We start from the raw sequence: 13303 nt of genomic DNA, 5'->3' as shown, positions 1-13303 counted from the left end.
GTTTATCTTTCGCGGTTAATTTTAGACGCCCCTTTGGGGTAGCGTTTATTGGTCACTTCTACTGCGTTTTTGGCTTCTCATAAAGACGAACTGCACATCAAAACCTCTGCTTTGTGTAAAGGCCCAACAATTCGCTGCAGAAATCAGCACGAAGGGTCAACAGCCCCCTAATTATATGCTTACAACAACTCTTTCGCTTTGTTGATTGAGTTTATGATTTGTACACGATCCAAATTAGGATCATTGGAATCTAATAATAGTACCCAGGTATCAATGGCTTCTTGAAAACGAAATGACAAAAAGTGGTCATTTGCAATCAAAGACAAAGCGGCTTCATTGTGCGGCTCGAGCTGTAAGGCTTGCTCAAGTAGCAGAGTGACTTCTTCCGTCATGGATTGTTGGTGGAGGTAATATAGTGTGGTGGCTTTCGCGGCAAGTTGGGTAGCACTAACAACGTCACTAAGCTGAATAGCATAATCAAAACAAATCAATGCTCCATCAAGCTCCCCTTCAACAAGATAGCCCTGCCCTAATTGAAACCACAATGCTGCATTATTTGGGTCTTCGCGCAACTGGTCTTGGATCTCTTGCATGATATCCCGTGCATTGGTCATACGTGACATCTCGGCTTGCATTGTTGGCGGTGGCGTTTGTCGCAAGAGTAAAAAGCTTGCACTAGTAACAACCAAAACTAAAGTACAAAGCCCAAACCATTGAGCCGGTTTGACCTTTGAAGCGCTGAGCGATAACACCACGACGAATAATCCCATCAGAGTGATGGCAACGAAGAACCAAGCAGACATAATGTACCCCACAAGCAAATATTGGTTTAGTTTACTGACTTCCTCTCAATATTGCGTTGATACAGATACAAAAAAGCCGAGCGTAATGCTCGGCTTTCAAACTTAGATGTAAAGGAAAAGATTACTCTTCTTCAGAACCTTCTGCTGCATCATCCGCTGCTGGTGCTTCAGGCGTTTGACCTTCTGCATTTGCTTCTGTTGCTTCCGCTTCTTCGCCTTCTGGCAGTTCTACTTCTTCAACTTCATCAATACGCTGCAAACCAACCACTGACTCATCTTCAGCTGTACGGATAAGTGTTACACCTTGAGTATTACGACCAACTTGGCTAACTTCCGCAACACGTGTACGAACTAGAGTACCAGCGTCGGTGATCATCATCATCTCGTCGCCTTCTTCTACTTGTACCGCGCCAACTACTGGACCGTTACGCTCAGAAACCTTGATAGACACAACGCCCTGAGTTGCACGACCTTTCGTTGGGTATTCCGCTAGTTCAGTACGTTTACCGTAACCGTTTTGAGTAACCGTTAGGATATCGCCTTCGTTTGATGGAACGATCAAAGAAACCACTTGATCATCATCTGCTAGCTTCATACCGCGAACACCTGCCGCTGTACGACCCATTGCACGTACTTTGTCTTCGCTAAAGCGAACCACTTTACCTGCTTTAGAGAACAGCATGATATCGCTTGAACCTGTAGTGATATCAACGCCGATCAAAGAGTCATCATCACGTAGGTTAACTGCGATCAGACCGTTTGAACGTACGTTAGCAAACTGGTTCAGAGGAGTCTTCTTAACCGTACCGTCCCCCGTAGCCATGAAGATAAACTTCTCTGGAGAGAACTCATCTACCGGAAGGATTGCCGTGATACGTTCACCTTCCTCAAGTGGAAGGATGTTTACGATTGGCTTACCACGTGCAGTACGAGTTGCATGAGGTAATTGGTAAACTTTCAGACGGTAAGTCTTACCACGAGTTGAGAAACACAGAATGTTATCGTGAGTATTTGCAACAAGTAGACGCTCGATGAAGTCTTCATCTTTCATCTTCGTTGCACTCTTACCTTTACCACCACGACGCTGAGCTTCGTAGTCGCTTAGGATTTGGTACTTAACATAACCTTCGTGAGACAGAGTTACTACTACGTCTTCACGAGCGATCAGCTCTTCCATGTCAATGTCATGGCTAGCTGCTGTAATTTCTGTACGACGCTCATCGCCGTAACCATCACGAACCGCTTCAAGTTCTTCACGGATCACTTCCATCAAACGCTCAGTGCTTGCAAGGATGTGCATTAGCTCTGCAATTTCGTCCAATAGCGCTTTGTATTCATCAAGAATCTTCTCATGCTCTAGACCAGTTAGACGGTGTAGGCGAAGTTCTAGAATCGCTTGAGCTTGAGTTTCTGTTAGGTAGTACAGACCATCACGGATACCGTATTGATCTTCTAGCCATTCAGGACGTGCAGCGTCAGTACCAGCACGCTCTAGCATTGATGCTACGTTACCAAGATCCCAACCACGCGATACCAAGCCAACTTTTGCTTCAGCTGGAGTTGGTGCGTTTTTGATGAGTTCGATAACTTCGTCAATGTTCGCAAGAGCAAGAGAAAGTGCTTCAAGGATATGCGCACGTTCACGCGCTTTACGCAATTCGAAAATAGTACGACGAGTCACAACTTCACGACGGTGATCAACGAAGCACTTCAACATGTCTTTTAGGTTGAATAGCTGAGGTTGGCCGTTGTTTAGCGCAACCATGTTGATACCGAAAGTGGTTTGAAGCTGAGTTTGTGCGTAAAGGTTGTTTAGAACAACTTCACCCACTGCATCGCGCTTACATTCAATTACGATACGCATACCATCTTTATCAGACTCGTCACGTAGCGCACTAATGCCTTCTACTTTCTTATCTTTTACTAGCTCAGCGATCTTCTCGATCAAACGAGCTTTGTTCACCTGGTAAGGGATTTCAGTGACGATAATGGTTTCTTTACCATTCTTCTCCACTTCGATTTCCGCTTTTGAACGCATGTAGATTTTGCCGCGACCTGTTTTGTACGCGTCTACAATACCTTTACGACCGCTGATAAGCGCCGCAGTTGGGAAATCAGGACCAGGAATGTAATCCATTAGCTCATCAATAGTGATTTCTTCATTATTGATGTATGCAAGACAGCCATCGATCACTTCGCCAAGGTTATGTGGCGGGATGTTGGTTGCCATACCTACCGCGATACCGGAAGAACCGTTTACCAGTAGGTTAGGAATTTTAGTAGGAAGAACTGCAGGAATTTGCTCCGTACCATCGTAGTTAGGTACGTAGTCCACCGTTTCTTTGTCTAGGTCAGCCAGAAGTTCGTGGGCCATTTTCGCCATACGTACTTCGGTATAACGCATTGCCGCAGCAGAGTCGCCATCGATCGAGCCAAAGTTACCTTGACCATCGACCAGCATGTAACGAAGTGAGAACGGCTGAGCCATACGTACGATTGTGTCGTACACAGCACTATCACCGTGTGGGTGATATTTACCGATTACGTCGCCGACAACACGGGCTGATTTTTTATATGGTTTGTTCCAATCGTTGCCTAGTACGTTCATCGCGAATAAAACGCGGCGGTGTACTGGTTTTAGGCCATCACGCACATCTGGAAGAGCACGACCCACGATGACAGACATCGCGTAGTCTAGATATGAACCTCTAAGCTCATCTTCAATGTTTACGGGCGTGATCTCTTTAGCTAAATCGCTCATAGAGCCATTATCCCTCTATTATCTGATCGTAATTACGATACGTGTAAGGTGCAAAAATATAACACACAATTCATCAACGGGGCATCACTTTCCCACTCGTTTTATCAGGTTGTGAGCTTGGTTATGGGTTAAATGAAGAGAATTTGCACATTCATCCCATATCTTTATGAAAACTGACTATATTTCCACCAACATCAGTCAAAAATCTCTCCTGTAGCGATTGTGAGAAAAGAACCAGTTTTAACGTATCGTACCATTGGAGTATAATCTCGCCTTCCAAAGGACTATTAGCGAAGCGATATAACAATCATGACTAAAGCACAAAACGTCGACCCAAGTGAAATTAAGAAATTCGAAGAGATGGCTTCTCGTTGGTGGGATTTAGAAGGCGAGTTCAAGCCACTTCATCAAATTAACCCGCTTCGCTTGAACTATGTCCTAGAGAAAGCAGACGGCTTATTTGGTAAAAAAGTGCTCGATGTTGGCTGTGGTGGTGGCATCCTAGCTGAGAGCATGGCTAAAGAAGGTGCAGTAGTTACTGGTTTGGATATGGGTAAAGAGCCTCTTGAGGTCGCTCGCCTGCATGCACTTGAGACTGGCACTAAGTTGACTTACATCCAAAGCACGATTGAAGACCACGCAGCAGAAAATGCAGGAATCTATGACGTTGTCACTTGCATGGAAATGCTTGAACACGTTCCAGATCCACTTTCAGTGATTCGTTCTTGTGCTGCATTGGTCAAACCTGGCGGTCACGTTTTCTTCTCTACCTTGAACCGTAATATCAAATCTTACCTATTTGCCATTGTGGGTGCAGAGAAGTTGCTTAAGATTGTGCCAGAAGGTACACACGATCATGAGAAGTTCATCAAACCTGGTGAAATGATGAAGATGATTGACCAGACAGACCTTACCGAGATGGGTATCACAGGCTTACATTACAACCCACTCAACGATAGCTACAAACTTGGTCGTAATGTGGATGTAAACTACATCGTTCATACTACAAAATATTGATGGTTCGATTGACGCTTAAGCAAAAAACGAGCATCAAGATTGAGAAAAAGCGGTAGCATAGATGCGCCGCTTTTTTTGTCAATTTCTGTCGAAAAAAAGTGCTCTAGATTCCATTTTGACCAAACTATTTTTAACAAACAAAAACTGTCAAAGATCAAGGAAAATATTTTTACATGCGGTTATTTATGAACCGATTTAAAAAACGTATTTTTCCCCATTCAAGTCAGCCCTTTTCTCATCGGTTAGTGTTCACTTACTGTTTTTTTTTATTTTGTTAGTTATCCACAAGTCATCCCAAACCTGTGCCTTGAAAAATTGGGGTAACAGCACTATCTTGTAACTCGCAAACAAATGAACCCCTATATCTTGTGTTTCGACTACAATATATAGATAGACTTTGATCACAAAGCCGCCGCAAATTTTACAAGTTTTGCACATAAACAAACAAAAATACGGCTTTTATCAGTTTTCTTAGGGAAATAAAGCAGAATGAACCAACAACTTACCGTCACTAAACGTGATGGCCGCAAAGAAACTATCGATCTGGAGAAAATCCATCGCGTTATTACTTGGGCTGCAGAAGGCCTGAACAACGTATCGGTATCACAAGTAGAACTACGTGCTCACATCCAGTTTTACGACGGCATTACGACGACAGATATCCACGAGACTATCATCAAGTCTGCTGCAGATTTGATTTCAGAAGAAACACCGGATTACCAATACCTAGCTGCTCGCCTAGCGGTATTCCACCTACGTAAGAAAGCATACGGTCAATATGAGCCGCCAACGCTTTACAACCACGTAGCTCGTCTTGTTGATATGGGTAAGTACGACCAACACATCCTAGAAGACTACACAAAAGCTGAATTGGACGAGCTTGATGCGTACATCGATCACAAGCGCGACCTTGATTTCTCTTACGCTGCTGTAAAACAACTAGAAGGTAAGTACTTCGTTCAAAACCGTGTATCGGGTGAAATCTACGAAAGTGCTCAGTTCCTTTACATTCTAGTGTCTGCTTGCTTGTTCGCTAACTACCCGAAAGAAACGCGTCTTGACTACATCAAACGTTTCTACGATGCGACATCGACATTTAAGATTTCTCTACCTACACCAATCATGTCTGGTGTACGTACCCCTACTCGTCAGTTCAGCTCATGTGTGCTGATTGAGTGTGGTGATAGCCTAGATTCTATCAACGCAACAGCAAGTTCAATCGTACGTTACGTTTCTCAACGTGCTGGTATCGGTATCAACGCTGGTCGTATCCGTGCACTAGGTTCTGAGATCCGTGGTGGTGAAGCATTCCATACAGGTTGTATCCCGTTCTACAAATACTTCCAAACAGCAGTTAAGTGCTGTTCTCAAGGTGGTGTTCGTGGTGGTGCAGCAACTGTGTTCTACCCACTATGGCACGGTGAAGCGCGCTCGCTAATGGTTCTTAAGAACAACCGTGGTGTTGAAGAGAACCGTGTTCGTCACATGGACTACGGTGTTCAGTTGAACAAACTGATGTATCAACGCCTAGTGGAAGGTGGCAACATCACGCTATTCTCGCCATCTGACGTACCAGGTCTGTACGACGCATTCTTTGAAAATCAAGAAGAATTCGAGCGTCTATACGTGAAATACGAAAACGATCCTTCAATCAAGAAAGAGACCGTTAAAGCGATTGAAATGTTCACTCTTCTAATGCAAGAGCGCGCATCAACTGGTCGTATTTACATTCAGAACGTAGACCACTGTAATACGCACAGCCCGTTCGATTCAGAAGTAGCACCAGTTCGTCAATCAAACCTATGTTTGGAAATCGCGCTGCCAACCAAGCCATTAACTAACGTTGAAGATGACTCGGGTGAAATCGCGCTATGTACACTGTCTGCGTTTAACCTTGGTGCAATCAAGTCTCTGGATGACTTCGAAGAACTGTCTGAGCTTGTTGTTCGTGCGCTAGATGCACTGCTTGATTACCAAGATTACCCACTACCAGCTGCATACAAATCGACAATGAACCGTCGTACGCTGGGTGTTGGTGTTATCAACTTCGCATACTACCTAGCGAAGAATGGCGTTAAGTACTCTGACGGCAGCGCAAACGGTCTAACTCACCGTACATTTGAAGCGATTCAATACTACCTATTGAAAGCCTCTGTTGCGCTTGCGAAAGAGCAAGGTAAGTGTCCTTCGTTTAACGAAACGAACTACGCGAAAGGTCTACTGCCTATCGACACTTACAAGAAAGACGTTGACCTAATTTGTGACGAAGAGCTGCACTACGATTGGGACAGCCTACGTCAAGAAATCATGGAACACGGTCTACGTAACTCAACACTGACTGCGCTAATGCCTTCTGAGACATCTTCTCAGATCTCTAACGCAACAAACGGTATTGAGCCGCCACGTGGTTTCGTGTCTGTTAAAGCGTCGAAAGACGGTATCCTGAAACAAGTTGTGCCAGATTTCGCTGAGCTTAAAGACAACTATGAACTGCTTTGGAACATCGGTTCTAACGACGGTTACCTACACCTTGTGGGCATTATGCAGAAGTTCGTTGACCAAGCGATCTCTGCAAACACAAACTACGATCCTTCTGGTTATGAGAGCGGTAAGGTGCCAATGAAGAAACTTCTTCAAGACCTTCTGACTGCTTACAAGTTTGGTGTGAAGACGCTTTACTACCATAACACTCGTGACGGTGCGAAAGACGACCAGAAAGACGCAGTTCAACCACAAGATGACGATTGTGCAGGCGGCGGTTGTAAGATTTAATCTCCCCCACTTAAACAATTCGTAGTAACAAACAATCGAACGCCTCCCCGCTTGGGGAGGTCTAAAAGGAATTGAGGCATTATGGCTTACAGTACTTTTAACCAGAACAAAAATGACCAACTGAAGGAACCAATGTTCCTTGGTCAATCAGTGAACGTAGCTCGTTACGACCAGCAAAAATTCGAGATCTTCGAAAAGCTTATCGAAAAGCAATTGTCTTTCTTCTGGCGTCCAGAAGAAGTTGATGTATCTAGCGACCGTATAGATTACAACAAGCTACCTGACCATGAGAAGCACATCTTCATCTCAAACCTGAAGTACCAAACGCTGCTTGACTCAATTCAAGGTCGTAGCCCGAACGTTGCGCTACTTCCTCTGGTTTCTCTACCTGAGCTAGAAACTTGGATCGAGACTTGGTCGTTCTCTGAGACGATCCACTCTCGTTCTTACACGCACATCATCCGTAATATCGTGAATGATCCAAGTGTGGTATTCGATGACATCGTAGAAAACGAGCACATCCTTAAGCGTGCGAAAGACATCGCACATTACTACGATGACCTGATCCAAGCGACAAACGACTATCACCGCTACGGTGAAGGCGAACACGTTCTTAACGGTGAAACGGTTAAAGTTAGCCTGTACGATCTGAAGAAGAAATTGTACGTCTGTTTGATGTCAGTGAACGCACTAGAAGCAATCCGCTTCTACGTAAGTTTCGCATGTTCATTTGCTTTCGCTGAACGTGAGCTTATGGAAGGTAACGCGAAAATCATCAAGCTTATCGCTCGTGATGAAGCGCTTCACTTGAACGGTACGCAGCATATGATCAACCTGCTACGTAACGGTCAAGATGACTTCTCTTTCATGCAAATCGCTGAAGAAGCAAAACAAGACTGTTTTGACCTATTCAAAGAAGCGGCAGAGCAAGAGAAAGAATGGGCTGAATACCTATTTAAAGATGGTTCAATGATTGGTCTAAATAAAGATATCCTTAGCCAATACGTTGAATACATTACGAACATTCGTATGCAAGCGGTAGGTCTACCAGCAGCATACCCTGAAGCAACTTCAAACCCTATCCCATGGATTAACGCTTGGTTGTCATCGGATAACGTTCAAGTTGCACCGCAGGAAGCAGAAATCTCTTCTTACCTTGTTGGTCAGATTGACAATGAAGTAAGTGCAGACGACTTCGAAGGATTTGAGCTGTAATGCCAAGCATCAAAATCAACAAACTCGTTAGCATTGAGTCTAATCCATCTAACACAATTTTGGAGACGATGGAGCAAGCGGGCTTACTGCCTGAATACAATTGCCGCGACGGACACTGTGGTGCATGTCGCTGTAAATTGGAATCAGGTGACGTGGAGTATGTTGGTTTTGCAATGGCGTATACTCAGCCAGACGAAATTCTGCCTTGTATTTGCAAAGCGAAATCCGAAATTTCGCTCAGTGGTGTGAATTACGCGATGAAAGAAAAACGCGCATAAACGCCACCAGCCAGTACAAAAAAGCCAAGGCAATCGCCTTGGCTTTTTACTATTTATTTTTACTGTCTACTTTTACTATCTAAACAGCTCGACATCCTTTTAAAGAGCACTGCTCGGAATGTGCATTTCTTTAATCTTTTCCAAGAATGCGTATTGAGCCGACATCGGCTTGCGTTCTAGATAACGGCGTAGCATATCCAGTGCCGCAGCACTGATGACTTTAACCTGATCATCTTGCTGATATTTTCTTGAAAGTTTGTATAGGACGCCCCACTCTCCTGTTGACGTGGAAAGAGCAACAGAGAAAATGCCTTCTTCAATTTTTCCCGTAACTAAAGCCAAGTCGGTGGCGCACTTTTCACGTGTCGCACCAGCTAGAGCAAACGTCGCTGCTAGTGGGTCCCCTTCATCTGCAATGGTTTGATTGTTTCCTGATAGAACCCAACCGTGACCGAATTGCTCAGCGACTTTTTCATCACTATTTAGCCAATACGTTAAATACCCTGCACTGCTTTTCTCCGACACCGATAGTGTCAGCGCTTTATCTGTTAGTAGCTGACCGACATGTTCAACCATAGGTACATCGACACTTACAGAATTGGTTTCAAGGTGCTTATGGATCATCTGCATCAACTTCATGCGTTGCTCAATATGCTGAGATGGACCAAACAGTTTCACTTCGATAAAGGGTAAGTAAGAGCGATAACCCAGCTCATAACTAGGCGGAAGCTTCATTTGGTCAAGCTTGTCCGATATACCAGATTCAGACAGACCAAACGTATAAATTCGGCTACAAGATGCACTTTCTACTTCAGGGAAGAGTTTTTTCAAATCTGGCAGAATTTGCGTCTCTGCCATTAACTTAAATTCACTTGGTACACCTGGGGTGAAATAGAACACCGCATCATTGATCAGCATTTTAAAGCCACAAGCCGTGCCAATCGGATTATCAACAATTTGTGCCGTTTCCGGTAGCATAGCTTGCTTGAGATTGCTATCCGGCATTGGGATACCACGACGGGCATACATCGCCTCTAGGTGTGCTAACCAGTCTTTAAATAACACTAATTTACAATCTGCTGCTTTCGCTGCTGCCGCTGCGCTCATGTCATCTGTGGTTGGTCCTAAACCACCATTCACGATCACCACGTCATTATTGAAGCTGAGCATCAAAAACTCTTCAATCAAACTCGATTGTTTATCACCAACGGTCGAGCGCTTCGTTAAGCCAAATCCATGTTGATAAAATAAGCTCGACAGCCAAGCTGCATTTGTATCAACAATATCACCGTGAAGGACCTCTTCACCGGTACTTAGCATAGCAATTTTCACAACTGACTCCTGAAAATAGGCAAAATCCACATTTTTTCGACATTGTGCCTATATCGTTTTCATTTTATTGGACTAATCTCATAGTTAATTTGTTGAGATTAAATGTAGGTCAAGTATTTAAATGGCTGTTCTTTTAAGGGATAATTGTGAGCCCGATCATCAAACCAACAACTCGGAGACCTTCGTGTCAAAATCATCCATGTTCAAGAAAACTCTAAGTGGTCTTGTTCTGACGGCATCTGCTACCGCAAATGCAAGCCAGTACGATATGAGTAACCATATTGAGTTCTCTTACACGCCTGATTGCCTGTCAGGTTACTGCGAAACGACCACTCTGTATAGCTTCGAGCCACAAAATCGTCGCTTTGCGATGGGACTTGATAACGATGATTCTTTAAATCTCGACGCAGGCCTTCAACCGAAGCATATGATCGTGCCAAAAGACAAAGATTGGGACTATCTCATGGGTCAAACTTACACCATTCTTGGTTTGAGTGTGGCTACGGTAGGTTTGATGACTTTATTGCCTGAGAGCATTACAAAATGGGACGAAGAAGATCGTGACATGAGTAAGCTAGGCAGCAAGTGGAAAGACAACGTTTCAAGCGGTCCAGTATGGGACCGAGATGAGCACTTTCTAAACTACGTCATGCACCCTTACTTCGGTGGTGTTTACTATACGGCTGCTCGCCACGCTGGCTATAACGAATTTGAATCCTTCTTGTATTCTGCGACCATGTCGACGTTCTTCTGGGAATACGGTGTAGAAGCTTTTGCTGAAATCCCATCATGGCAGGACTTGTTTATTACTCCATTCTTTGGTGCTGTAGTGGGTGAAATGATGCTAACAGCGGAACAAGACATCGTTGCCAATGGTGGTGAAGTAATGGGCTCAGAAACCGTTGGGGACGTTTCTCTATTCTTCCTCAATCCAGTCGGACACATTCACTACTGGGTATCAGATGCATGGGGCGGTAGCGCAGAATTCCAATTCAGTTCATCACCTTGGTTTGGCAACCAAGACGCAGCGAAGTTTGCGATGGATTCCGGCGCAAGCTACGATAACGTCTTCTACGGTTTTGAAATGAAGGTCACCTTCTAAAACCAAACTGTTAAATAGCAGCCTGAGGGCTGCTTTTTTGTGCCCCAAGCATAATTTTTATTATTTGCATCACGAATTAGCGTCAAAAATTGACCTTTATCAAACCTAACCCTCCTCCAGCACCTACACTGAATTTAAGGACTAATTCCAATAACTTAAGTTTTAAACCTTAAGCTCAAATAACTATAGCGATACGTCTAACCGTGCCGCGTCCAAACCTTATTCCGGGAGGGGACCATTATGAACACTGTGTTTATCGTTAATTTCGTCGGTCAGGCATCACCAGCGACCATCAAACAGCTTGCAGCGGTTACCCATGAAAACGAAGGCAAATGGCTGATCAGTAAAGTGAACTTTATTGAGGATCAGGTTGCCGGCGTGATCAAAATCGAGCTACCAGAGGAAAATGCCAACACAGTGAAAGAGGCGTTCTCTGCTTGCCAAACCCTCATCGTAAAATTCGTTGATTCCGAACCTCACTCTCACCGTGAAGATACGGTCTTTCAGCTTCGTCTGGACGCCAATGATCGTGCAGGCATCGTCAACGAAATCACCCACGTGCTCGATGGACAAGGCATTTCGATTTTAGACATGGACTGTCAACGAGTGTTTATCGCCGGTGGCGGAGGTGTAAGTTCAAGCTTGTTTAGCGCTAAGATGGCAATCAAGTTGCCGAGTGAACTGGAAATTGATGATGTAGCGAATGAGTTAGAATCGCTCAGCGAAGATACTCGTGTGATTGTCGAAAGCTGATCTTAAGCCCAAAGCACTCGGTAATCCTAAGCAATGCATAATAAAAAAGAGCAGCTCATCGCTGCTCTTTTTACGTTCAATCAAATGAAAAGGTGATTACTTCACTGTCCATTGAGACAGAGAACGTTTGAAGTCTGAATAATCAAATTCGTTCAGCTTTTGAATTTCACCATTTGAACGTTCGCAGTATACCGACGGCATACGTAGACCGTTAAACCAGTTCAGTTTCACCATGGTGTAACCCGCACTATCTAGAATGTGCAGACGCTGTCCGATCTCCAGTGGTTGCTCAAAGTTCGCCACACAGAACTGATCACCAGCTAAACAAGAGCACGAGCCAATGACGTATTCATGTGCACCATTTTCTGCTGCTTCAAGAATCGATGCTGGCTCGTTATAAATCAAAGTATCTAAGCGGTGTGCTTCAGTTGCTGAATCCACAATCGCAGTCTTCTTCACGTTCTCAACAATGTCTACCACAGTCACGACAAGATCCGTCGTTTTAGTGATGATTGCCTCACCCGGCTCTAGGTACATTTGTACGCCGTGCTTTTCAGAGAAAGCTTTCAGTGCAAGCCCCAGCTTTTCGATATCGTAGCCCGGCCACGTAAAGAACACGCCGCCGCCCATGCTAACCCAATCCAGCTTATCGAGATACTCGCCAAACTGCTCTGAGATCGAATCCAACAGACTGATGAATGCGTCCACATCTTTGTTCTCACAGTTCATGTGGAACATCACACCATCAATGCCATCGAAAATTTCCGGCTTGATGTGGTCAGCTTGTACGCCTAGACGAGAAAACTGACGTGCAGGGTTCGCCAAGTCTTGACCTGCATAGCTTACACCCGGGTTTAGACGCAAACCAATCGACGCTTTACCTTCAACAATATGGCGGTAAGCTGCTAACTGCGACTGAGAGTTAAAAATCATCTTGTCGCAGATATCTGCTACTTCACGTACGTCATCTTCGCTGTAGCCAACACTGTAAGCATGAGTCTCTCCACCAAAGGTTTCATAACCAAGCTTCACTTCAAAAGGACCAGAACTGGTTGTACCGTCTAAGTAAGGCTTGATAATGTCGAATACGCCCCATGTCGAGAAACACTTCAGTGCCAACACTAACTTCACACCAGAGATATCTTTTAGCTGTTTTGCCCTCTCTAGATTCTCAATCAATTTGTCTTCATTGATCATGAAGTATGGGGTTTTAAGTTCGTTTTGTTGCATGTTAATACCTTAGATCCCCTCATAAAAATGAAGGAACTAT

Annotated in this window: 10 protein-coding genes; 6 read left to right on the top strand and 4 right to left on the bottom strand. The window is 44.4% G+C overall.

All coding sequences use genetic code 11. The annotated features are described in order from the left end of the window. Nucleotides 1-179: 179 nt before the first annotated feature. Entirely contained in the window at nucleotides 180-803 is a 624-nt protein-coding gene (locus NL647_RS20390) for a hypothetical protein (RefSeq protein WP_005445105.1), read from the bottom strand. A 121-nt stretch (nucleotides 804-924) separates the two neighbouring features. Next, nucleotides 925-3564 carry a DNA gyrase subunit A gene (gene gyrA, locus NL647_RS20385; protein WP_005445103.1) on the bottom strand — a complete coding sequence of 880 codons (2640 nt, stop codon included), beginning with the start codon at nucleotides 3562-3564 and terminating at the stop codon, nucleotides 925-927. A 309-nt stretch (nucleotides 3565-3873) separates the two neighbouring features. Between gyrA and ubiG the strand changes: the two genes are divergently transcribed. The 4 genes from ubiG (at nucleotide 3874) to yfaE (ending at nucleotide 8846) form a co-directional block, all read left to right on the top strand. Continuing rightward, nucleotides 3874-4581, top strand: a complete 708-nt coding sequence (ubiG, locus tag NL647_RS20380) for a bifunctional 2-polyprenyl-6-hydroxyphenol methylase/3-demethylubiquinol 3-O-methyltransferase UbiG (protein ID WP_005445102.1) — start codon at nucleotides 3874-3876, stop codon at nucleotides 4579-4581. A 489-nt stretch (nucleotides 4582-5070) separates the two neighbouring features. Next, nucleotides 5071-7353: a class 1a ribonucleoside-diphosphate reductase subunit alpha gene (nrdA, locus tag NL647_RS20375; RefSeq protein ID WP_005445098.1), complete on the top strand. Its 2283-nt coding sequence runs from the start codon at nucleotides 5071-5073 to the stop codon at nucleotides 7351-7353. 81 nt (nucleotides 7354-7434) lie between these two features. Continuing rightward, complete coding sequence (gene nrdB, locus NL647_RS20370; RefSeq protein ID WP_005445097.1) at nucleotides 7435-8568, top strand: class Ia ribonucleoside-diphosphate reductase subunit beta; 1134 nt, start codon at nucleotides 7435-7437, stop codon at nucleotides 8566-8568. Next, on the top strand, nucleotides 8568-8846 hold the full coding sequence (gene yfaE, locus NL647_RS20365; RefSeq protein WP_005445095.1) for a class I ribonucleotide reductase maintenance protein YfaE: 279 nt from the start codon (nucleotides 8568-8570) through the stop codon (nucleotides 8844-8846). The genes nrdB and yfaE overlap by 1 nt, the downstream gene beginning before the upstream one ends. A gap of 99 nt (nucleotides 8847-8945) precedes the next feature. On the opposite strand, the gene NL647_RS20360 is transcribed toward yfaE, so the two are convergent. Then, nucleotides 8946-10178: a CinA family nicotinamide mononucleotide deamidase-related protein gene (locus NL647_RS20360; RefSeq protein WP_253650619.1), complete on the bottom strand. Its 1233-nt coding sequence runs from the start codon at nucleotides 10176-10178 to the stop codon at nucleotides 8946-8948. 199 nt (nucleotides 10179-10377) lie between these two features. On the opposite strand from NL647_RS20360, the gene NL647_RS20355 reads away from it, so the two are divergent. Together NL647_RS20355 and NL647_RS20350 are read left to right on the top strand one after the other, a co-directional pair. Further along, the gene (locus NL647_RS20355) at nucleotides 10378-11280 is read left to right on the top strand and encodes a DUF3943 domain-containing protein (protein WP_005445090.1); all 903 of its coding nucleotides are present in this window, start codon (nucleotides 10378-10380) and stop codon (nucleotides 11278-11280) included. Nucleotides 11281-11520: 240 nt separating this feature from the next. Beyond that, nucleotides 11521-12033, top strand: coding sequence for a glycine cleavage system protein R (locus tag NL647_RS20350; RefSeq protein WP_005445081.1), 513 nt, complete (start codon nucleotides 11521-11523; stop codon nucleotides 12031-12033). 96 nt (nucleotides 12034-12129) lie between these two features. Here the strand turns inward: NL647_RS20350 and nspC are convergent, their stop codons facing one another. Further along, entirely contained in the window at nucleotides 12130-13263 is a 1134-nt protein-coding gene (gene nspC / locus NL647_RS20345; protein WP_253650618.1) for a carboxynorspermidine decarboxylase, read from the bottom strand. Nucleotides 13264-13303 lie beyond the last annotated feature (40 nt).

It is taken from the genome of Vibrio sp. Y29_XK_CS5, from assembly GCF_024181835.1.
Taxonomy (GTDB): Bacteria; Pseudomonadota; Gammaproteobacteria; order Enterobacterales; family Vibrionaceae; genus Vibrio; species Vibrio harveyi.
The sequence above is the reverse complement of the archived record's forward strand: the minus strand, read 5'-3'. Positions and strand labels throughout refer to the sequence as shown.

Coding starts and splice junctions, on each gene's coding strand:
- NL647_RS20390 (WP_005445105.1), bottom strand. CDS start 803: ATGTCTGCTTGGTTCTTCGTTGCCATCACTCTGATGGGATTATTCGTC.
- gyrA (WP_005445103.1), bottom strand. CDS start 3,564: ATGAGCGATTTAGCTAAAGAGATCACGCCCGTAAACATTGAAGATGAG.
- ubiG (WP_005445102.1), top strand. CDS start 3,874: ATGACTAAAGCACAAAACGTCGACCCAAGTGAAATTAAGAAATTCGAA.
- nrdA (WP_005445098.1), top strand. CDS start 5,071: ATGAACCAACAACTTACCGTCACTAAACGTGATGGCCGCAAAGAAACT.
- nrdB (WP_005445097.1), top strand. CDS start 7,435: ATGGCTTACAGTACTTTTAACCAGAACAAAAATGACCAACTGAAGGAA.
- yfaE (WP_005445095.1), top strand. CDS start 8,568: ATGCCAAGCATCAAAATCAACAAACTCGTTAGCATTGAGTCTAATCCA.
- NL647_RS20355 (WP_005445090.1), top strand. CDS start 10,378: ATGTTCAAGAAAACTCTAAGTGGTCTTGTTCTGACGGCATCTGCTACC.
- NL647_RS20350 (WP_005445081.1), top strand. CDS start 11,521: ATGAACACTGTGTTTATCGTTAATTTCGTCGGTCAGGCATCACCAGCG.
- nspC (WP_253650618.1), bottom strand. CDS start 13,263: ATGCAACAAAACGAACTTAAAACCCCATACTTCATGATCAATGAAGAC.